Source organism: Priestia sp. JSM ZJ58 (assembly GCF_044383985.1).
GTDB lineage: Bacteria > Bacillota > Bacilli > Bacillales > Bacillaceae_H > Priestia > Priestia zanthoxyli.
Genome location: NZ_JBISEM010000001.1, coordinates 3792287 through 3813202, shown reverse-complemented (window position 1 = coordinate 3813202; position 20916 = coordinate 3792287). Strand labels below are relative to the sequence as shown.

General features: G+C 37.9%; 20 protein-coding genes and 1 riboswitch. Of the genes, 15 read left to right on the top strand and 5 right to left on the bottom strand.

Annotated elements, in window-relative coordinates:
- Window positions 1–349: 349 nt before the first annotated feature.
- The 4 genes from ACH6EI_RS19735 to ACH6EI_RS19720 all read left to right on the top strand — a co-directional run bounded on the left by ACH6EI_RS19735 (window position 350) and on the right by ACH6EI_RS19720 (window position 3847).
- Window positions 350–724: a DnaJ family domain-containing protein gene (locus ACH6EI_RS19735; RefSeq protein ID WP_014461362.1), complete on the top strand. Its 375-nt coding sequence runs from the start codon at window positions 350–352 to the stop codon at window positions 722–724.
- 36 nt (window positions 725–760) lie between these two features.
- Window positions 761–1567, top strand: coding sequence for an alpha/beta fold hydrolase (locus tag ACH6EI_RS19730; protein ID WP_028412197.1), 807 nt, complete (start codon window positions 761–763; stop codon window positions 1565–1567).
- Between the two features lie 12 nt (window positions 1568–1579).
- Entirely contained in the window at window positions 1580–2167 is a 588-nt protein-coding gene (locus ACH6EI_RS19725; protein WP_028412198.1) for a histidine phosphatase family protein, read from the top strand.
- A gap of 360 nt (window positions 2168–2527) precedes the next feature.
- Window positions 2528–3847, top strand: a complete 1320-nt coding sequence (locus ACH6EI_RS19720) for an aspartate aminotransferase family protein (protein ID WP_028412199.1) — start codon at window positions 2528–2530, stop codon at window positions 3845–3847.
- 169 nt (window positions 3848–4016) lie between these two features.
- Window positions 4017–4116: riboswitch (SAM riboswitch) on the top strand.
- Between the two features lie 243 nt (window positions 4117–4359).
- On the opposite strand, the gene ACH6EI_RS19715 is transcribed toward ACH6EI_RS19720, so the two are convergent.
- Together ACH6EI_RS19715 and ACH6EI_RS19710 are read right to left on the bottom strand one after the other, a co-directional pair.
- On the bottom strand, window positions 4360–4989 hold the full coding sequence (locus ACH6EI_RS19715) for a hypothetical protein (protein WP_108674415.1): 630 nt from the start codon (window positions 4987–4989) through the stop codon (window positions 4360–4362).
- 53 nt (window positions 4990–5042) lie between these two features.
- On the bottom strand, window positions 5043–5621 hold the full coding sequence (locus ACH6EI_RS19710) for a YkoF family thiamine/hydroxymethylpyrimidine-binding protein (RefSeq protein ID WP_235907397.1): 579 nt from the start codon (window positions 5619–5621) through the stop codon (window positions 5043–5045).
- A 512-nt stretch (window positions 5622–6133) separates the two neighbouring features.
- Here ACH6EI_RS19710 and ACH6EI_RS19705 point away from each other — a divergent pair.
- Window positions 6134–7477: a 5'-deoxyadenosine deaminase gene (locus ACH6EI_RS19705; protein WP_034269732.1), complete on the top strand. Its 1344-nt coding sequence runs from the start codon at window positions 6134–6136 to the stop codon at window positions 7475–7477.
- A gap of 491 nt (window positions 7478–7968) precedes the next feature.
- The gene (locus ACH6EI_RS19700) at window positions 7969–9294 is read left to right on the top strand and encodes an NCS2 family permease (protein WP_016763224.1); all 1326 of its coding nucleotides are present in this window, start codon (window positions 7969–7971) and stop codon (window positions 9292–9294) included.
- Between the two features lie 73 nt (window positions 9295–9367).
- Here the strand turns inward: ACH6EI_RS19700 and ACH6EI_RS19695 are convergent, their stop codons facing one another.
- Complete coding sequence (locus ACH6EI_RS19695) at window positions 9368–9919, bottom strand: shikimate kinase (protein ID WP_033578182.1); 552 nt, start codon at window positions 9917–9919, stop codon at window positions 9368–9370.
- Between the two features lie 117 nt (window positions 9920–10036).
- Entirely contained in the window at window positions 10037–10210 is a 174-nt protein-coding gene (locus ACH6EI_RS19690; protein ID WP_080754382.1) for a YvzF family protein, read from the bottom strand.
- A 199-nt stretch (window positions 10211–10409) separates the two neighbouring features.
- On the opposite strand from ACH6EI_RS19690, the gene treP reads away from it, so the two are divergent.
- From treP to ACH6EI_RS19655, 7 genes are all read left to right on the top strand, one after another.
- Window positions 10410–11873: a PTS system trehalose-specific EIIBC component gene (treP, locus tag ACH6EI_RS19685; protein ID WP_098113732.1), complete on the top strand. Its 1464-nt coding sequence runs from the start codon at window positions 10410–10412 to the stop codon at window positions 11871–11873.
- A 15-nt stretch (window positions 11874–11888) separates the two neighbouring features.
- Complete coding sequence (gene treC, locus ACH6EI_RS19680; RefSeq protein WP_098626032.1) at window positions 11889–13574, top strand: alpha,alpha-phosphotrehalase; 1686 nt, start codon at window positions 11889–11891, stop codon at window positions 13572–13574.
- Between the two features lie 87 nt (window positions 13575–13661).
- Complete coding sequence (gene treR, locus ACH6EI_RS19675) at window positions 13662–14378, top strand: trehalose operon repressor (RefSeq protein WP_028412210.1); 717 nt, start codon at window positions 13662–13664, stop codon at window positions 14376–14378.
- Window positions 14379–14733: 355 nt separating this feature from the next.
- On the top strand, window positions 14734–15456 hold the full coding sequence (pxpB, locus tag ACH6EI_RS19670) for a 5-oxoprolinase subunit PxpB (RefSeq protein WP_108674416.1): 723 nt from the start codon (window positions 14734–14736) through the stop codon (window positions 15454–15456).
- Window positions 15446–16444 carry a 5-oxoprolinase subunit C family protein gene (locus ACH6EI_RS19665; RefSeq protein WP_108674417.1) on the top strand — a complete coding sequence of 333 codons (999 nt, stop codon included), beginning with the start codon at window positions 15446–15448 and terminating at the stop codon, window positions 16442–16444. Before pxpB ends, ACH6EI_RS19665 begins: the two co-directional genes overlap by 11 nt.
- An 11-nt stretch (window positions 16445–16455) precedes the next feature.
- Window positions 16456–17211, top strand: a complete 756-nt coding sequence (locus tag ACH6EI_RS19660) for a LamB/YcsF family protein (RefSeq protein WP_108674418.1) — start codon at window positions 16456–16458, stop codon at window positions 17209–17211.
- Window positions 17212–17220: 9 nt separating this feature from the next.
- A complete protein-coding gene (locus ACH6EI_RS19655; protein WP_108674419.1) occupies window positions 17221–18408 on the top strand; it encodes an NRAMP family divalent metal transporter in 1188 nt (395 codons plus the stop codon).
- A 42-nt stretch (window positions 18409–18450) separates the two neighbouring features.
- Here the strand turns inward: ACH6EI_RS19655 and trhA are convergent, their stop codons facing one another.
- Window positions 18451–19101: a PAQR family membrane homeostasis protein TrhA gene (trhA, locus tag ACH6EI_RS19650; protein WP_013055671.1), complete on the bottom strand. Its 651-nt coding sequence runs from the start codon at window positions 19099–19101 to the stop codon at window positions 18451–18453.
- A 382-nt stretch (window positions 19102–19483) separates the two neighbouring features.
- Here trhA and ACH6EI_RS19645 point away from each other — a divergent pair, with 382 nt between their 5' ends.
- Window positions 19484–20122, top strand: coding sequence for a DUF1643 domain-containing protein (locus ACH6EI_RS19645; protein WP_217916040.1), 639 nt, complete (start codon window positions 19484–19486; stop codon window positions 20120–20122).
- Window positions 20123–20223: 101 nt separating this feature from the next.
- On the top strand, window positions 20224–20643 hold the full coding sequence (locus ACH6EI_RS19640; RefSeq protein ID WP_016763238.1) for a hypothetical protein: 420 nt from the start codon (window positions 20224–20226) through the stop codon (window positions 20641–20643).
- Window positions 20644–20916: the final 273 nt, after the last annotated feature.

Here is a 20916-nt window from a genome sequence, read left to right as displayed (position 1 = left end):
GAAAGTAGGCATAACATGATGACCTTAGAATTACCTTTTTCCACCTCCTTACATGCGTAAGGAGGCTTTTTTGTATAAATATAGTAAGATAAGATAACAAAACCTCATGCAGAATCGTTTATTGAATTTCAGCTCGTTAACAAACTGCTCAAGAAAGTTCGTTAGTGAAAGGAGTGAAGCTCTAGAAACGATTTCACAAAGGGAGGATAGTCTCTCCAAGAAGTGAAGGTAGTTCAATTTTTATAATCATAGTATAATAAAAAATACGGTTATAAAAGCTGTGTTTTTTATACATCTTTTATATAGAAGGCAAGATTGAATTTTATATTTTCTTAAAGGAGGTCTTTCCTTGGATATTGCGTATATAATTGCTGAAGAAAGAATTAGACAAGCAATAAAAGACGGTGACTTTGATAAGCTGCCTGGGGAAGGAAAACCATTAAAGTTAGAAGATTTATCACATATACCTGAAGAACTGCGCCAAGCGTATAGGATGTTAAAAAATGCAAATATGATAAGTGATGAACAAGAGCTAAAACGAGATATGGCTACAATAGAAGAATTGATTTCTATATGCACGGATGCTAATGAAGAACAAAGGCTAACAGAGATGCTTACGGAAAAGCGTTTGCGCTTTGAGCAGCTCGTTGACAAGAAAAAGATGACAAGTTCTGCAGCTTACAGGACGTATCAGAATAAAATTTACTCCAAATTTTTTTATTAATGAGTGTAATAGACGAGACGATCGGAGGGTGAGAACTTGCGGCTGTTAATTTTATTGATTAGTATCATATTATTTATTTCGCTTTGTTTTTATATTTTTGCCCCACAAATAAAACGAGGCGCCCAATCGAAAAATGTGCCGGTTTTATTTATTCATGGCTATTTAGGCAGTCAAAAAAGCTTAGGGAAAATGATTAAACGATTTGAACAAAACGGATGGGGAACTAAAGTAGCTTACTGCGTCGTTCAAAAAGATGGAGCTATTCAGTGGAAGCACATTATGAAAGCAAAAGAGGGAAAACTCCCGCTTATTCATATCGTCTTTAAAAAGCCAGATGCCAGTATTGCACAGCAGCAAAAATGGATTGAAGCTATTATGCAAGATGTACGTGATACATATAAAGCATCTTCTGTTGATTTAGTTGGACATAGTATGGGAGGAGTAACAGCAGCAGCAGTTAGTTTGGCTAACCCTCAATATATTCAAAAGTTAGTTACGTTAGGATCGCCGATTCAAGGATTAGATTATCAGGAATTAATGGAGATGTATCCTCATGCACGCAATCATATTGAATCTATGGGGGCTCGTGATTTAGCTTTTCACTCTATGGCGTTAAACAAGCTATACGAAAGTCGTCAAGATTTCTCAAAAGAGATCGACGTTTTTTCAGGAGCAGGAGATGTGGGAGATAAGACAGATGGAGTGGTAACAGTAGAAAGTGCATACGGACTGCAAGAGTTTACCGAACACATTCATCTCCAAACGTTTCATGAAGCACATTCGGATTTACATGAAAGCTCAGAGGTTGATAAAGCTGTTTATCAATTTTTAAAACGAGATTAAAGGGGGATTACGATGCTTTACTTAATTAGACACGGCCAAACAGATTGGAATAAAAACAAACTTATTCAAGGGCATGCTGATATTCCGCTCAACGAAACAGGAAAGCAACAAGCCAAACGCGTAGCGGAACGTTTTAAAGATATCCATATTGATGTAGTCTACACAAGCGATTTGCTTCGTGCGCAGGAGACGGCTAGGAAAATTGCAGCAGCTGCTAAAGTAGAGAAAGTCGAGGTTTGTGAGCAGCTGCGCGAGCGCTCTTTTGGAGAATTAGAATCAAAGAACGTAGAAGTTCTGCATGATCTTTTGCCAAACTATGCGACAAATTGGGGAGAAGAACCTTTATATAATATTGAAACACTCGAAGCCGCTCAAGAACGGATGGTTCGGCGTTTAACGGAAATTATGAAGGAGTCTATTGGAAAGAAAGTAGCAGTTGTTAGTCACGGGGCGGCAATTAATACATTCATTCATCATGTAACAAGCGGAGAACAAGGAACAGGGACTACTATTTTACAAAATACATCGATTACAACTTTTGCTTATGAAAGTGGAAAATGGCGTCTTGAAACAATCAATGATGCCAAACATCTTGAATAAATATACTTAAAGAGGCTGTGACAGTAGTATTTTAGTTGAGGGAGGATCCGAACGATTAATCGTTCGGATTTTTTTATGGTGATGGTGAACGCAGGTTTCATATATGTAAGTACTTCTGGCTGTTGATTGGAGGGAAAGGCGAAGACTCCTATGGGAAAAGCGGAAGGGGTGAGACTCCGCATATTAATTTTATATATAAATATTTATACAATTGATTTTAATAAAAATGCATAGTAAAATAAGTTTTATTACTATTCTATTAAAGCGTTTAGTATAACTGGATTTCCTAATATTGTTTAATAAGTAACTATATTTCGGAATAAGATTAATTGATTTGTATAATTTCAAGGAGGATGTAGTATGTCTAAAGATTGGAGTCACTTATTTGAAAGAATGCCTGAATTGCTAGCACCGACAATGGCTAAAGATCATCCGAATTTGCCCGTTGTGAAAGAAGAAGGATGCTATTATTATGGATTGGATGGTAAAGAATATCTCGATTTTACTTCCGGAATCGCTACGACAAATGTAGGACACAGACATCCGAAAGTAGTAAAAGCAATCAAAGACGGAGCAGATCAATTATTGCACGGTCCCTCAGGTGTCATTATGTACGAATCGATATTAAAGTTAGCCGATGAGTTAGGAAAAGTAACGCCGGGCAATTTAGACTGCTTTTTCTTTGGAAATAGTGGCACCGAAGCAATTGAAGGAGCCTTGAAATTAGCGAGGCATGTTACAAAGCGTCCGTATGTTATTTCTTTTTTAGGGTGTTTTCATGGCCGCTCGATGGGAGCTTTAAGTGTTACAACATCGAAAAGCAAATATAGACAATTTCAGCAGCCTTCGGGACTGACATATCAAATTCCATATGCCAATCCAAAAGAGTGCCCTGCGGAGCTAGACAGCGATGTATACTTTACTGAAAAGCTTGAAAAAGATTTTGAAATACTGTTTAAGCACCAAGTCACGCCTGAAGAAGTGGCGGCCGTTATTTTGGAACCAGTATTAGGCGAAGGCGGCTATATTATCCCTCCGAAAAGTTGGATGAAGAAGTTAAGAGAGATTTGTGATCGTCACGGAATATTACTTATTTTCGATGAAGTGCAAACAGGGTTTGGCCGTACCGGTGAATGGTTTGCTGGCCAAACGTTTGATGTTGTACCAGATATCATGGCTATAGCAAAAGGAATTGCTTCTGGAATTCCGCTTAGCGCAACGGTAGCTTCTCAAGAATTAATGAAGCAGTGGCCTCTTGGCACACATAGTACAACATTTGGAGGGAATCCTATCGGATGTTCAGCAGCTCTTGCAACTCTTGAAGTGATGAAAGAAGAACAGCTGCTGGATAACACGAAAAAAATGGGCGCTTATGCATTAGAAAAGCTGCATCTTTTAAAGGAAAAACATTCAGTTATTGGAGATATCCGTGGTTTAGGACTTATGATTGGAATTGAAATTGTTAATCCGCATACGGGAGAAGGAGATGGAGACGCTTTATTCGAGATTTTGGACTTAGCTTTAGAAAAAGGCGTGTTATTTTATTTTTGCGGAAATGCAAGTGAAGTTATTCGCATGGTACCTCCGCTTACTGTGACAAAAGAACAGATAGATGACGGCATTCGTATGCTAGATGAGGCTATTACTTCTTTTGAGAAAAAGTCAGCTGTAAAAGCGTAATAAAAAAATATAAAAAATTTATATATTTGTAACCTAGTTGTCATAGTAATGGTAGCGATATCATAGTTTTAGAGGGAAAACAATTTTCTGAAAAGTAGTTGACATCTGTTTGTGCAGCATGTAACATAATATTTATCTTATCAACAATTATCAACAAAATTCGACAAACTTCTTATCAAGAGAGGCGGAGGGATAGGCCCTGTGAAACCTCGGCAACGGACTTTATAGAACCGTGCCAACTCCCACAAGCAGTGCTTGAAAGATGAGAAGAGACCAGGCTTACTAACAATTGTGATCCCAACCTCTTCTTACAGGCACTTAGACACTGTAAGTGGAGGTTTTAATTTTATGACAAGAATATGACATTTAGATAAAAAACAGCAGGTGAAATTACCTGCTGTTTTTATATGCTGTAAAATGATAAATAACCTACCAGAATTCCTAGTAAAAGCACCCCGGCCGTAATACCAATAATCCACCACATCATTTTTTTCATCGTTTATTCCTCATTATCAATTGACTGTAGCTGTAGATCCGCCAGAAGCGCCGGAAGCCGTACCATAAGCGGTTTGTCTTTTGATTCCAGCATTTTTAGCTGCAACTTTCCACTGCCAGTCAATTCGTCCGTAGGCTCGATTGTTTTGTACCCAAGATTTTGAGCTCTTTTTTGAAATAGACACAAGGGGGTTTACGTTTTTTGTGACCACACCTCGTACACTTTTGACTGAAGTTACTGAGGAGCTTTTTGTGTAATAATCTACATACACCGTTAGTTTTGTTGTTGTAAATCCAGCCGCTTTATAAGAAGCCGTATAAGCTGCTGTTTTGAATAAAGGTGAAGCCGTTTTTGCTCCGTATGCTGCTGTACTTGCAGCTTCGACCGTGCCGCTGCTCTCTTCAATATCCATTTTGAACAGAGATGGATCCCTTAGTGATTGTACAACTTTTTGTTTTTGTTGACGCGACAGTTTTGAAAATTCATACAGTGAACTTTTATCACCTTGCCTTTTCAAGAACTGCGTGTAAGAAGCAACCGTTAAATGAGCAGGTTTTTCACTAGCCATAACAGAGTTTGGTACGACTAATAGACATAATAATGCACCTATCAGGGAAAAAGCAAAAAACGTTCTTTTTGTAGCCATATTCATATAAATCCTTTCTAGTACTCTATCTTTATAAATAGATAAGAAGTAATTTATCGTTTTGAAGAAGGGCTGTGTGCTGACATATTAACTGTCATCACTACACGAGCTTGCTGTACAGATTTCATAAAGCATTCGTATAGAGAAGCGAATACTTTGTCCACATCTCCTTCTAAAGCTGTTGCAAAAGGCACGGTTTCGGCAAATACTCCCTGTTGTTTAACTGCGCCAATTCCGCTTTTGATGATGTCTACATAATGCGGCGTATCTAATGGATACAAAGAAAATTGAGTGGATACAGGGAACGAAGCACAAAGCTGTTGGTTTAAAGGCATGTTTTCTTTTGAGTTTATTTTTCTTTCTTCGAAATATTCTTCGTGACGCCCTGTTGAAAACGTGGCATTCAGCACAATATGCTTTTCTGATTTTCCAGCACTTTTATAAATGGCCTGTACAACTTCAAATACGTCTTTGGCAGTTCCTTCAATAAACGTACTAACACGGTCCGTTTTTCGCTGAACTTTAGACATATCCACTTCGTTTAGTGCGCTTAAAATAATATCGATGAAGTTATCGCTCATAACGGAAAGCGTAAAACGACAGCCAACATTTATTTTTTCCAAGTTAATCACCCCTAAAATATAGATTTGTAGTTTTTTAATCATACAAATCATAAAATAACTTTTCTGTTTTGTATAGAAACAGAAGATAGATTCTTTATTTTTAGTAAATATTACATAGAAGAAACGAGAATAAATTGCATAACATGAAAATTAAGGGTGTTAAGAAAAGTCACATAGTAAAAAAGAATAAAAAACAATGTTAGAACTTCTGACAAAAAGCTGGTATATAGACTGAAAACACCATATTATAAATACAAGATCACATTATTCTCCTGCGATTTCGTATAACCTCTTGAAAAAGGGACTTGGGATTTTATCATAAATCCAACCTCCTAGCTGTATAATCAGCTAGGAATTTTTTTTACCCAAAGTCTCTATCGCCCATGAGGTTACCTGCACTTATTCAACTCAGAGCATGCACCATATATATTTAAGACCAGTGTAAGAAAGATTGCTTGAAGATGTTAGTGTTCGGTTTGAGCTAGAAATAGATAGATGTTACGAAAGAGGGGAAAGAAGGTATGACGCACACATTAATTAAAAATGCAGAGATTATTACGATGAATGAGAAGAATGATATTATTTACGGTGACCTTTATATTGTTGGCAATCGTATTGCAGCCATCGGGAAAAATCTGCATCCGGAAAAGGTAGATAAAGTCATTGACGCAGCAAATAAAACGATTGTGCCGGGCTTTATACATACTCATATTCATTTATGTCAAACGCTTTTTAGAGGGCAAGCAGATGATTTAGAGCTGCTAGACTGGCTAAAGAAGAAAATATGGCCGCTTGAAGCTTCGCATGATGAAGAATCTATCTATTATTCAGCACTGTTAGGGATCGGTGAACTCATTCAAAGCGGGACTACAACAATTGTCGATATGGAAACTGTTCATCATACGGACTCTGCTTTTCAAGCTATATCTAAGAGTGGAATCCGAGCTCTTGCTGGAAAAGTAATGATGGATAAAAAAGGCGACGATCTGCCAAAAGCTCTGCAGGAGACAACGGCTGACTCGATTAAAGAAAGCGTAGAGCTGCTTGAAAAATGGCATAATTCAAATAACGGTCGTATTCGATACGCATTCTCCCCAAGATTTGTGCTGTCGTGTACGGAAGATTTGCTGCGTGAAGTGAGCCATTTATCAGCTGCCTATAATGTTCATGTCCATACTCATGCTTCTGAGAATCAAGAAGAAATTCGCATTGTAGAAGCTGAAACGGGTATGAGAAATATCATGTACTTAGACCATTTAGGATTAGCCAATGAGCGCCTTATTTTAGCGCACTGTGTGTGGCTAAACGATCAAGAAAAGCAAATTATTAAGAATCAAGGAGTAAAAGTCAGTCATTGCCCAGGCTCAAACTTAAAACTTGCATCGGGAATCGCAGATGTGCCCAGTTTATTAGAGCAAGGTGTATTTTTAAGCCTTGGCGCTGATGGTGCTCCTTGTAATAATAATTTGGATATGTTCAACGAAATGAGGCTGGCCGCTACGATTCATAAACCCTCTTACGGACCAACAGCCATGAATGCAAAACACGTGCTCGAAATGGCTACAATCGGAGGAGCGAAAGCAGTTGGGCTTGAAAAAGAAATTGGAAGTTTAGAGGTTGGGAAAAAAGCAGATCTTGCCATTTTAAATTTAAATCAGCTTCATACTTTTCCATCTTACGGCGTAGACCCTATTTCCAGAGTTGTGTATTCAGCAACGCGAGGAGATGTAGAACTAACAATGGTTGACGGTGAAATTGTGATGGAGAATCGCGTGCTAAAAACAATTGACCAGGGAATTGTGCTGAAAGAGGCAAATCATTCGATAGATCGTCTTTTAAAAAGAATTCCACTTTTAATTTCGTAAGATGTAAAACGAAGAAGAGGCTGGGATAAAAGTATTTTAACAAAAGTAAAACTCGAATTATTAATCGGAGTTATTGATTAATAATTTGAGTTTTTTGTTGTCAAGGTGAACGTAGGTTTCATCTGTTTAGTTGCTTCTAGCTGTTGATTGGAGGACAAGGCGTAGACTTCTGCGGTTATTCCATTTATTTGTCTTTAGAATGGATTTATTTAGTTATGTCTCAATCTCTTTTTTGTATAAATGAGTAAAAAGAGTACTCTTGCAACAGACTAAAAAGATAAGAGAAATAAATTTTAAAAATTCCAAACTAACGGAAGATAAAAATTTTTATAATGATAGCGTTTTCCACCTTTGCATATCTACAAATTAAGACTATAATAGGACAAAAGATTTTACTTTGAAACGTAAAATCCTCCTAAATCGTGTCCTTTTTAGGACATTTGAATAGGTAGGATTTTTTATTTTTTTTTAGAAGTAGGGAGGCGCGCGTGTTGGAGCGTAACGGAATATTAGAGCGCTTGTTTAAACTATCAGAGCGCAACACAACACCAAAACAAGAAATACTAGCAGGACTTACAACTTTTATGACGGTCAGTTATATGGTAATCGTCAATCCCATTATCATGTCTGACGCGGGTATCCCTCGAGAAGCGGCTCTTGCAGCTACCATTTATGCCATTGTATTTAGTACGTTACTGATGGCTCTATGGGCAAACTTCCCGATTGTAACCGGTCCAGGGATGGGTTTAAATGCGTTTTTTACGTATTCAGTAGTATTAGGACAAGGATTGTCATGGCAAACGGCACTTGGAGCAGTTTTTATATCCGGGGTCTTATTTTTTGTTTTAACGGTAACAGGAATACGCGGAAAGATTATTGATGCCATTCCGAACGTATTAAAGTCTTCAATAGCAGTTGGAATTGGTCTTTTTGTTGCGTTTATCGGTTTGAAAAACGCTGGATTAGTTGTGGCAAACGAGTCTACTTTTGTAGGGCTTGGAAATGTCATGGACAAAGGCCCGTTACTTGCTATTTTTGGGCTGATATTAGCAGCTGTACTGATGGCTAAAAATGTAAAAGGTGCTCTTATTATAAGTATTTTTGCTACGACAATATTAGCAATGATTGTAGGAGTACAAGCAGTTCCTCATTCTCTGAAAGACGTCTTTTCAGCTACGCCGCCAAGCGTTGGAGAAACATTCTTTCAAATGGATTTAAAGGGTGCAGTTGCCTACGGCATTTTTTCAGTTGTATTTTCTTTCACCATCGTAGAATTATTTGATACGCTAGCGACATTGATTGGACTATCTAAAAAAGCAAACTTAGTAGATAAAAACGGTAAAATTCCAGGTTTAAATCGCGCGCTTGCAGCAGATTCAATTGGTACAATGGCGAGTGCTATTTTTGGAAGCACTGCGTTAAATACGTATATTGAAAATGCAACAGGTATTGCAGAAGGAGGGCGTACCGGCTTAAAGGCATTAACGGTTGCCATCTTATTTATATTTACCTTGTTTTTTGCACCGCTTATTCAATTTATCCCAAGCGTTGCTACTGCTCCAGCACTCATTATTATTGGTTCGCTTATGCTAAGTGACATTCGAAACGTTAACTTCGACGATTTCACTGAAGTTGTTCCCGCTTTCTTAACAATTGTCATGATGCCGTTAACCTACAGCATTGCAGAAGGGTTAGCATTCGGCTTCATTTCATACACAGCGATTAAACTGTTTACAGGACGCCATCGCGAAATTCATTGGATGATGTATGTAATCACCATTGCCTTTTTTATCAATTTTTATATGAGTTCCCATTAGGGATGAAAAAAGACGTAGCATTAAGCTACGTCTTTTTTGTAAAGGCTTGTTGAGGGAACAAACCTTTATTTCATTAAGGTTGATAAATATCCCAAGCTGTTTTTAATGAATCAACGATGTAGTTAGCTACTTCTTCGATATCTAAATTATCAGTTTCAACTTTTGAATGGTGGTTTGAATAGATAGCTTGACGGTCGTAAAATAGCTTTTCAATATCTTCTAAGCTTCTTCCTTGTAAAACAGGACGGCTATCAATAATCAAACTGATGCGTTCTTTCCAAGAATCCCAAGACAAATCTAAAAAGAATACGATGCAGTTAGATAAACAAATCTCTTGAATTTCTTCTTGTAAAAAAGCGCCTCCCCCTAAAGAAATGATTTTTAAGCGCTGCTGTGAAAGTCGACTTATTACTTCTTTTTCTTTTTGTCTGAAGAAAGTTTCACCGTGCTCTTTAAAAATCTGAGAAGTAGGCATATTAAATTCTTTTTCGATTTCTTGATCTATATCAACAAAATCTCTATACAATTTTTTGGCAACCATTTCTCCAATAGTTGTTTTTCCTACCCCCATAAAGCCGATAAACACAATACTTTTCTCTCTAAGAGATATGTCGTTATATGCCATTTTTAAGCCTCTTTCTGATTTTTAAATACAAATCGGATGTTATAGTAAATACTGAAATTATAATATAAATCCTTTAGTTTGTAAAAGCTACTATTCTTCTCTGAAATAAAGAAGAAATTATTTTTTAGGATGCATAGAAAGATACACCCGAGTATCTTTTTTGTGCTCATATTTTGGATTAGCGCTTCGCGTATATTCTTTTGACTGATGTTCTATATGGTAGTTCTGTTCAAATTGTTTGATTGCTTCATTAATTTCTTCTTGTGTTCCCATTAATCTTACTTGCAGCATTGTAATATCTCCTTCCATACACTTTGCTTTTTGACTATATCATGAAATGAAAAAGAAGTAATTTTATTTTTGTTGACGAACTTGTATATACAGGTTAGAATAAAAATATAAAACTTGTATATACAGGTTTGTGGTGAGATTTATATGGGGGATAGGAGATATAGGAGTGAAATGAAAGCGGAAACAAGGGGGAAAAGACATGAATCGAGAATCTGTTGAACGCATTGTAGAAGCCGTTGGCGGAAAAGAAAATATCTCTGCTGCAACGCACTGTGTAACGCGCCTTCGACTTGTTTTAAAAGATGAAGGTAAAGTCAATCAACGTATGCTAGATGAGCACGAATTAGTAAAAGGATCTTTTTCTACAAACGGCCAGTTTCAAGTTGTCATTGGTCAAGGCACGGTGGATAAAGTATATAAAGAAATGGTGGCGCTTACAGGTATAGGCGAGCTATCAAAAGAAGAAGTGAAAAACGAAGCGGCTAAAAACTTAAATCCGCTGCAGCGCGCAATAAAAACATTAGCTGACATTTTTATTCCTATTTTACCGGCCATCGTAACCGCGGGTTTATTGATGGGAATCAATAATGTACTAACAGGAGCCGGAATTTTTTACGATGATAAATCAATCGTAGATGTTCATACACAGTGGAAAGACTTCGCAAGCATGATTAATTTAATTGCGAATACGGCTTTTGCCTTTTTGCCAGCTCTTATTGGGTGGTCAGCTGTTACGCGTTTTGGAGGAAGTCCTTTATTTGGAATTGTCCTTGGGCTCATGCTTGTACATCCTGACTTGCTAAATGCTTGGTCTTACGGAGAAGCATTAAAAAAAGGAAGTATCGATACGTGGAATTTATTTGGCCTGCATGTTGAGAAAGTAGGCTATCAAGGACAGGTTTTACCCGTACTAGTCGCTTCATTCGTCTTGGCAAAAATCGAATTATTCTTACGAAAACGCATACCGGATGGATTTCAACTTTTGATTGTAGCACCTGTAGCTCTTTTAGTAACAGGGTTTCTCGCTTTTATTGTAATTGGTCCAATTACATTTGCAATAGGAAATGTTATTACAGATGCAGTTGTATGGCTGTTTAAAACGGCTCCATTTATTGGAGGGCTTGTATATGGAGGTTTATACGCTCCTCTTGTTATTACAGGGATGCACCATACATTTTTGGCCGTAGATTTACAGCTGATTGGAAGCGTAGGGAGTACGTTCTTATGGCCAATGGTAGCATTATCGAATATTGCACAGGGCTCTGCGGCTTTCGCGATAATGGTTCTTTCAAAAGATGATGAGAAATTAAAAGGATTATCTTTAACGTCAGGGATTTCAGCGTGGCTTGGCATTACGGAACCTGCAATGTTTGGTGTGAATTTGCGTTTTAGATTTGCTTTTATTTCTGCAGTGATTGGTTCAGCTATTGCCGGTGTTGTCATATCTGTAGCCGGAGTGAAAGCAGCGTCGGTAGGAATTGGGGGTATACCAGCTCCGTTATCAATTGTTCCACAGAGCTGGCCGCCTTTTATTATTGGAATGGTCATCGTAATCGTTGTGCCGTTTCTTTTAACGTTAACGCTCGGAAAGCTTCAGAAAAAATCAACCGTTACATCAACGGTCGCGGGTACAGACTCATTTCAACATAATTCTAAGAATTAAATGGTGGTGTTAAAGATGCAAGAACCTTGGTGGAAAAAATCGGTTGTTTATCAAATTTATCCAAAAAGTTTTTATGATACGACTGGAAACGGCGTGGGTGATATAGCTGGCATTATTGAAAAGCTAGATTATTTGAAAAAGCTCGGGGTAGATGTTCTGTGGCTAACGCCAATTTATAAATCACCGCAGCGGGATAATGGATATGATATAAGTGATTATTTTGTTATTCAAGAAGAATACGGAACAATGGAGGATTTTGATCTTTTAGTAACAGAAGCGCATAAGCGGGGTCTTAAAGTCATCATGGATATTGTCGTTAATCATACATCAACTGAACATGAATGGTTTCAAGAAGCTAAAAAATCGAAAGATAACCCGTACCGAGATTTTTATATTTGGAAAGATCAAAAAGAAGATGGAAGTGCTCCGACGAATTGGGTTTCAAAATTTGGGGGATCCGCGTGGGAGCATGATAACCTCACAGAACAATCGTATCTGCATTTGTTTGATGTTACGCAAGCGGATTTGAACTGGGAAAACGAGCGTGTGCGCCGCAGCGTGTATGATATGATGACGTTTTGGTTTGAAAAAGGAGTAGATGGATTTCGTCTGGACGTTATTAATTTAATTTCAAAAGATCAGCGTTTTTTAGATGATGACGGTTCCGTTGCACCAGGAGATGGCCGGAAATTCTACACCGACGGTCCTCGCGTGCACGAATATATGCGGGAAATGAATCAAGAAGTTTTTTCAAAATATGATAGTATGACCGTTGGAGAAATGTCGTCCACAACCGTTGACCACTGTATTCAGTACTCTCATCCGGACCGACGCGAGCTTAGTATGACGTTTAATTTTCATCATTTGAAAGTCGATTACCCGAATGGAGAAAAGTGGGCCCTAGCAGATTTTGATTTTATTAAATTAAAAGAGATTCTATCAACTTGGCAAACGGAAATGAATAAAGGTGGGGGATGGAATGCATTATTTTGGTGCAACCATGATCAGCCTCGCGTTGTTTCACGCTATGGAGACGACGAACTCTATCATAATAAATCTGCTAAAATGCTCGCTACAACGATTCATTTGATGCAGGGAACGCCTTATATTTATCAAGGCGAAGAAATAGGTATGACAAACCCGAAGTTTTCCTCTATTGATGAATATAGAGATGTGGAGTCATTAAATGTGTATGAAATAAAACGTGCACAAGGAATGGACGAAAATGAAATTTTGGAAATTTTAAAACATAAATCAAGAGATAATTCCCGTACACCGGTGCAATGGAACGATAAGCCGAATGCAGGTTTTACAAAAGGAAAGCCATGGATTCATCCGGCCGATAACTACCGTAAAATTAATGTAGAAAAAGCGTTAGAGGATAAAGATTCAATCTTTTATTTTTATCAAAAGCTTATTGCACTGCGCAAGCAGTACGAGATTATCACCTATGGAAACTATGAATTGATTCTTGGAGAAGACGAGCAGATTTTCGCTTATATCCGAAATGGAGCAGATGAAAAGCTGCTCGTGATAAACAATTTCTACGGCAGCGAAACAGCCTTTGAACTGCCAGAAAATCTAACTTTTGAAGGATATCATAGTGAAATATTGCTGTCTAACTACGAAGATTCACCAAAGGAATTCAAGCGAGTCTTACTTCGGCCGTATGAATCAATCGTGTATCATTTAAAAAAATAGAGAAAAAGTGAAAAGAACGATGGGTGACAATCTATCGTTCTTTTTATACAATTGGGTATATATAGAAAGTAAAATAGGTGATGGCAATTGAAAGAAAATAAATTTATCAGCATTTACGAACAGTTAGTCGATAAAATTAAACGCGGTGACTGGCGTCCTAATACAAAACTTCCTTCTGAAAATGAGCTTGTTGAACAGTATCAAACGTCTCGTGAAACGATACGGAAAGCGTTAAATTTACTCTCGCAAAATGGGTACATTCAAAAAATGAAAGGAAAAGGTTCTTTTGTATTAGACGTATCACGCTTTGATTTTCCAGTATCAGGACTTGTTAGCTTCAAAGAAGTCGCGGAAAAGCTAGGACATACGTCGACTACTATTGTAAAAGAGTTTGAATTAATCAAGGCTGATCAAGATTTGTGCACACAGCTTGGCGCAACGAAAAAAGATCTCATATGGAAAGTAGTTCGAGCACGTGAAATCGATGGAGAAAAAATTATTTTAGATAAAGATTTTTTTCATAAAAAATATGTTCCTCACCTCACAAAAGACATATGCAAAGGCTCTATTTATGAATACTTAGAAAAAGATCTTGGGCTGAAAATCAGCTTTGCTAAAAAAGAAATTTCCGTTGACGAGCTGACGGACGAAGATAAATGTTACTTAGATTTGAAAGATTATGAACATATTGTGGTAGTAAGAAACTATGTGTATCTAGAAGATGCAAGCCTTTTTCAGTATACGGAATCACGTCATCGTCTTGATAAGTTTCGTTTTGTGGATTTTGCTCGCAGAGGTATATAATGGTTCACTGCCCATGAGTTTTTCCTTTTTGTAGATGTTTACAAAAAACTGCTTTGGTATAAAAAACAAAGCAGTTTTCTTATGGGGAAAACTGAAAAAACGTGATCCTTTTGACGATAAAATTCTAAAAAGGTTGAATTTTTATTTAGAGTTTGTTTTAGTAGAACATAAGATTATTTTATATTTGTATAATGTTATTCATACGGTATACAGATTTATTGATCTTTTTTTTATTAGATATATAAGAAAATGTTATTTGAAAATGATAACTTCATTAGTAATTCTAATAAAACTGTCTAACTACAGCATTAAAGGGAGCTGCTCAAACAATACTAAGTAAAAAGGAGGAGACGGAATGAGTAACGATTATCGACTTTATCCTCTTGGTGATAGCGGCATTGTCGTTTCATTTGGAGACGAAATTAATTTCGGTATACATAAACGTATTCAGCAATTTACTGAAGTGCTAGAGCAATCATTATGTAAGGGAATGATTGAATATGTGCCGGCTTTTACGACGGTTACAATCTATTATGATCCTTGGATAATGAGTGAAAAAGGAAGAAGAAATCCTTACACAGCAATATCTACATATATTGAAGAACTGCTTTTCCACCAGGAAGAAAAATCTGAAGCGGTCGCTAGACAAATTGACATTCCGGTGTGTTACGGAGGAAAGTACGGCCCGGACTTAGAGAGAGTAGCTGCTTTTCATTCATTAACGCCTGATGAAGTTATCTCCATTCATACAAACGGAGAATATTTGGTGTATATGATAGGCTTTGCTCCTGGTTTTCCTTATTTAGGAGGGATGAGTGAAAAAATTGCGACTCCAAGGAAAGAATCACCGAGAAACAGCATCCCAAAAGGGTCAGTTGGCATCGCAGGAATGCAAACCGGCGTGTACCCAATTGAAACACCTGGAGGATGGCAGTTAATCGGGCGTACTCCTCTTACACTATTTAACCCAGAAAAAGGCTCGCCAAGCTTACTTCAAGCAGGTGATCGTATCCGATTTGTTTCCATTTCTGAAACGGAATATGAAGCACAAAAGGAGGTGGATGAAGATGAGTATTAAAGTGATGCGTCCTGGTTTATTAACAACGATTCAAGATATCGGCAGACATGGATATCAAAAGGACGGCATGATTGTCAGCGGGGCAATGGACAAAGTTGCTTTAAGGATTGCCAACTTATTAGTAGGAAATCAAGAAAATCAGCCGGTTATTGAAATTACGTTAATGGGACCAAAAATTGAATTTCAGCAAGATGCTTTAATTGCCCTGACAGGAGGGAATTTATCGCCAACTGTTAATGATGAAGCCGTAAAGATGTGGCGGCCTTTATATGTGAAAAAAGGGAGCGTGCTGCAGTTTGGTGTTCCGACTTTAGGTTGCCGTTCTTATTTATCGGTTTCCGGTGCCTTTAACGTTCCTGCAGTTATGGGAAGTACATCTACTTCGCTTCGCGCTCGGATAGGAGGGCTACACGGTAAAGCATTACAGTCAGGAGACGAAGTATTAAGCCATCCTCCTACAGAAATAGGGGAAGCAATTATAAAGAAACTGGTGAAAAAGCAAACGGACCGCTCTTTTCAGCAGGCTTTTTGGACCATTCATCCTAAACTTCTTCCTTCATACGAGACGCCTATTATCCGCACAATGAAAGGTGCGGAATTTGATTGGTTTACGAAAGAAAGTCAACAACATTTCTTTAATCAAGAATTTGACGTTACGCCGCAATCTGACCGAATGGGCTATAGGCTAAAAGGGAAGAAACTAGTCCTTCAGCAGGAAAAGGAACTGCTTTCTAGCGCTGTGACGTTTGGTACAATTCAAGTACCAAAAGAAGGACAGCCCATTGTTTTATTAGCAGATCATCAAACGACAGGAGGATACCCTAGAATCGGGCAGGTAGCAACTGCCGATTTTTCGGCGCTGGCACAAGTTTCTCCAGGGCAAAAGGTTTCTTTTCAATTCGTTTCACTGGATGAAGCGCAGCATTTATATATGGAGCAGGAAAAGAAAATCAATCATATTAAAAGAGCACTTCGAATGAAAATATAAGGGGGAAGAAAATGGCTACCGTTGATTTGAACTGTGACTTAGGGGAGAGCTTTGGGAACTATAGCTTAGGAAATGATAAAGAAATTTTACGCTATGTAACGTCAGCAAACATTGCCTGTGGCTTTCATGCCGGAGATCCTTCTGTTATGAGAGAAACAGTAAAGCTGGCTTTGAGTGAAAATGTGGCGATCGGCGCGCACCCCGGATTGCAAGATTTAGCTGGATTTGGACGTAGATATATGAAAATTACGCCTCGAGAAGCTTATGATTTGATGGTGTATCAAATGGGGGCTCTTTCAGCTTTTATACGTGCAGAAGGAGGGGCCCTTCATCATGTGAAACCTCATGGCGCTTTATATAATATGGCTGCAGGGGATCGAGATATAGCTAAAGCTATTGCTGAAGCTGTTTATAATGTTAGTGAGGAAGCTATTCTATATGGTCTTGCTGGAAGTGAATCGATTAAAGCTGGAAACGAAATCGGCTTGCTTACGTCTCAGGAAGTATTTGCAGATCGAACCTATCAACAGAACGGCATGCTGACGCCGAGAAACGTTGAAAACGCCGTGATTCAAGATGAGGAAGCAGCTATTTCTCAAGTAATTAAAATGGTCAAAGAAAAGAAAGTATTCACTGTGCAAAATGAAGAGATTCCGATTCAGGCAGATACCGTCTGTATTCATGGAGACGGTGCACATGCTGTTGAATTTGCCAAAGCTATTTGTGACAAGCTAAAAGAAGAACAAATCATTATTCAACCACAATGAGGTGACATCATGAAAAAAGAACGCAACTGGAGCGTGCTCCTCGGAGCAGCATTTTTAATGGCTACTTCAGCAGTGGGTCCAGGTTTTTTAACTCAAACAACGGTCTTTACACAAGCTCTCGCCGCAAGTTTTGGTTTTGTCATTTTACTGTCGATTTTATTAGACATTGGCGTTCAGCTAAACGTATGGCGTATTATTGCCGTCTCAGAAAAAAGAGCACAGGATATTGCTAACAGTGTTTTCCCAGGTCTCGGTTTATTTATTGCTATTTTAATTGTAATCGGAGGCTTAGCATTTAATATTGGAAATGTAGGAGGAGCGGGTCTTGGCTTCAATGCGCTATTTGGTATTTCTCCTAAAGTTGGTGCAGTCATTACAGCCATTGTTTCTATTGCCATCTTTTTAGTCAAAGAAGCCGGAAAATTAATGGATCGTTTTGCTCAATTAATGGGCGGAATATTAATTATTTTAATGGTGTATGTTGCGGTTTCTTCCGCTCCGCCAGTAGGAGAAGCGGTATCTAAAACATTTTGGCCGGATCACATTGACGTAATGGCGATTGTTACTCTTGTAGGAGGAACGGTAGGAGGATATATTACATTTGCAGGAGGTCACCGTTTATTAGATGCAGGAATCAAAGGAAAAGCCGCGATTCCGGAAGTAACAAGAGGAGCAGTATCCGGCATTACGATCGCTTCGATCATTCGGATTTTTCTATTTTTGGCGACATTAGGTGTGTTGAGTCAAGGGTTAAAACTGAATCCCGATAATCCACCAGCCTCTGTTTTTCAGTTAGCCGCAGGGGATATTGGCTATAAATTATTCGGTGTCGTCATGGCAGCAGCGGCTATCACTTCAGTTATTGGTTCGGCATATACATCGGTTTCCTTTATTAAATCCTTCAGCAAAAGGATTGAGAAATATGAAAACTGGATTATCATTGCATTTATTACGATTTCAACCCTGGTTTTCTTAACGATTGGTCAGCCGGTCACGCTGCTCATTTTAGCTGGAGCATTAAATGGGTTAATCTTACCTATTACACTCGGTACAATGCTTATAGCGGCGTATAAAAAGAAGATAGTAGGGGATTACAAGCATCCGACTTGGCTTACCGTTTTTGGCGGTTTTGTGGTCGTTATTATGGCTGTGCTAGGAGTCTATACGCTTGTGACTCAAATGGCAAAACTGTGGTAAGAAATTCTATAACCAATTAAAAAAGGGCCTTCTGGCCCTTTTTTAATTGGTTATAGGCAATACATATAAAATGATTGCTAAAAAGTGAAGTACGGTTCCGCCAAGAACAAACATATGCCAAATCATATGGTGAAAACGAAATCCTCGCCATACGTAAAAAACGGCTCCGATTGTATACAACACGCCTCCAACTACAAGAAGGACAATTCCTTGATGGGCAATGTTTTGAGTTAACGAATCCCACGCAAACACAATCATCCATCCCATAAATACGTAAAGAATGGTGGAAATAAAAAGGAATTTCTTCACAAAAAAAGCTTTGAATACAATTCCTGCAAGAGCGATGCCCCATACAATTCCAAAAAGTGTCCAGCCGGTGGTTCCTTTTACTGCGATAAATAAAAATGGAGTGTACGTACCGGCAATAAACAAGTAAATAGAAGAGTGGTCAAATATCTCAAAAAGATCTTTTACCTTACCTTCCGGAAAGCTATGGACAAGCGTAGAGGAGACATAGAGAAGCAGCATGGTTACTCCGTAAATAGTAAAACTGATAACATGCCAAGGCGTTCCTTCTAACGAAGAAAGTACGATTAAAAGCGTTAATCCCACAATGCTGAGTACGGCTCCAACGCCGTGTGTAATCGCATTTGCAATTTCTTCTCCTCTTGTAAATGTGTGTGTAGTAGCCATTTACAAAATCCTTTCTTTACACAAATTTATCTTCTATTTTCTCAGAGGATCAGTTTTGAACATACCTGCTGAGAAAAAATCCGTAACGGTCAAAAACATGAGTGAAAAGTTCATTGGTTATTTCTTTATTATAGACCATTCTTTTGATTTTATCTATTTTGACTGGAGGTCCGAAAAGAGGAAAGATGTATATGTGAATGTTCACTAGCTGTAAAAAGCATGTATAGAAGAAAAAAATGCTTTTTGAAAAAATGGCAGAAAAGTTGTCATGAAGGCATGATTTTGAAATACATATAAAATAAAACTTTTAACAGTCAAGGTTACGATTACTGCTTAGCTCATTTGCAATAGATAAGTAACAAGATTGTAAGAAGGCAGGGGGATGGAAGCAGTGAAAAAAGAAGTTATTTTTGATGAAACAGGCACATACAAATATTCTCTATTATGCAAATGGAGTGAAGTAAACGAACGTAAACTTACGTTTATCTTGTCCTTTCCAGAAAATACGTATGAATACAGCGATGATACAGCTGTATCCAAATGCATAGAACTGGCGCAAAAGTGGGGATTTGGAGTTTTAGAAATCGTTTATTTATTCAGCTATCAAACCGATCATGTTTCGTTTTTACGCATGCTTTCAAAAGAAGAAGCTGTTGGAACAAGAACAGGTGAATATATTCAAAAGGCTGTGGAAGATGCTGAACTAGTTGTGGTAGCTTGGGGTGATCATGGAAGCATTTATAACCGGCAAGAGGAAGTAGAACGCTTTTTGAAACACAAGCCGGTATACTGTTTTGGAAAAACGAAGCAGCAATTTCCTCGCCATATTTTATCCGTCGTGCACCGTACAGAATTACAGAAATACGAAGTGCCGGCTAATCGTGAAGAGTCAGAAGAAGTTTCTTCGTTTATTGAAGACATAGATCAAAGTTTTGGTGGAGAGGATTATTCTCCAATTAAACAACTAACAGAAGAAGAACCGCTTATGTTTATTGAAGACATTGCCAGTATGTATCGATAAAAAGGAAAAGCGAGGTTTATATTCCTCGCTTTTTCGTTAGTATAAAACACCAAGTTTTGTCATATGGTTGTATCAAGAAGCGTGTGTGAAGGGGGAACTTTATGAAGTTGAATGAAGTACTGCACCGCATCACAACTATTTACAATGAGTTAGAAGAAGAGTGCTTTCAATATATAGGGACTGTGATCAATGAAAATGCAGAGCTGGATATTTCTCGTCTAGAAGAATTAAGTACGCTGTTAAACTTCGTATATGAATGCTCGCAGGATGTATTAGTAGGTTCTATTTTAACAAAATTGGATTATGGACAACCCATTTATCAATTTGCTATGTTAAAGCCTATTTCCCTTGAAGGAAATGAAGATAAGTTAGATATTTTATATGAAGAAAAGGTAAAAGTAGAAAGAGCGATTCTAGATGTGTATACAGCTCAGCGAAAGAAGTTATTGACTCAAGCAGCTGAAGACTTAAAAGAACTGCACTACGAGCTGCAGACCTACGTGTATGCTTGCAACATATAAGTGAATCTGTTGAAATAGCAAGGCATATATACAAATAAAAAGGAACATGTTAGGATAAGTAAAAAGAACTCCTAATCAAAGAGTTCTTTTTATTGTAAAATATATGATTTTGAACTAGTCAAGCATAAAGACGGTGGTAATGGCAGTTACCCTTTTCTTTGTGCTTTTTTTATCCGATTGTGTTGATGATGCTGCTTACTGCGTTAAAAAAGTTCATAAGTACCTCGTTTAGCATGTAATATGCCTCCTCTCTTACTCAATATGTACAATCAA

Excerpts from the sequence above, each read along its gene's own strand:
- ACH6EI_RS19725 (WP_028412198.1), top strand. The coding sequence starts at position 1,580 with ATGCTTTACTTAATTAGACACGGCCAAACAGATTGGAATAAAAACAAA.
- ACH6EI_RS19720 (WP_028412199.1), top strand. The coding sequence starts at position 2,528 with ATGTCTAAAGATTGGAGTCACTTATTTGAAAGAATGCCTGAATTGCTA.
- ACH6EI_RS19715 (WP_108674415.1), bottom strand. The coding sequence starts at position 4,989 with ATGGCTACAAAAAGAACGTTTTTTGCTTTTTCCCTGATAGGTGCATTA.
- ACH6EI_RS19705 (WP_034269732.1), top strand. The coding sequence starts at position 6,134 with ATGACGCACACATTAATTAAAAATGCAGAGATTATTACGATGAATGAG.
- ACH6EI_RS19695 (WP_033578182.1), bottom strand. The coding sequence starts at position 9,919 with ATGGCATATAACGACATATCTCTTAGAGAGAAAAGTATTGTGTTTATC.
- ACH6EI_RS19690 (WP_080754382.1), bottom strand. The coding sequence starts at position 10,210 with ATGCTGCAAGTAAGATTAATGGGAACACAAGAAGAAATTAATGAAGCA.
- treP (WP_098113732.1), top strand. The coding sequence starts at position 10,410 with ATGAATCGAGAATCTGTTGAACGCATTGTAGAAGCCGTTGGCGGAAAA.
- treC (WP_098626032.1), top strand. The coding sequence starts at position 11,889 with ATGCAAGAACCTTGGTGGAAAAAATCGGTTGTTTATCAAATTTATCCA.
- pxpB (WP_108674416.1), top strand. The coding sequence starts at position 14,734 with ATGAGTAACGATTATCGACTTTATCCTCTTGGTGATAGCGGCATTGTC.
- ACH6EI_RS19665 (WP_108674417.1), top strand. The coding sequence starts at position 15,446 with ATGAGTATTAAAGTGATGCGTCCTGGTTTATTAACAACGATTCAAGAT.
- ACH6EI_RS19660 (WP_108674418.1), top strand. The coding sequence starts at position 16,456 with ATGGCTACCGTTGATTTGAACTGTGACTTAGGGGAGAGCTTTGGGAAC.
- ACH6EI_RS19655 (WP_108674419.1), top strand. The coding sequence starts at position 17,221 with ATGAAAAAAGAACGCAACTGGAGCGTGCTCCTCGGAGCAGCATTTTTA.
- trhA (WP_013055671.1), bottom strand. The coding sequence starts at position 19,101 with ATGGCTACTACACACACATTTACAAGAGGAGAAGAAATTGCAAATGCG.
- ACH6EI_RS19645 (WP_217916040.1), top strand. The coding sequence starts at position 19,484 with ATGGAAGCAGTGAAAAAAGAAGTTATTTTTGATGAAACAGGCACATAC.
- ACH6EI_RS19640 (WP_016763238.1), top strand. The coding sequence starts at position 20,224 with ATGAAGTTGAATGAAGTACTGCACCGCATCACAACTATTTACAATGAG.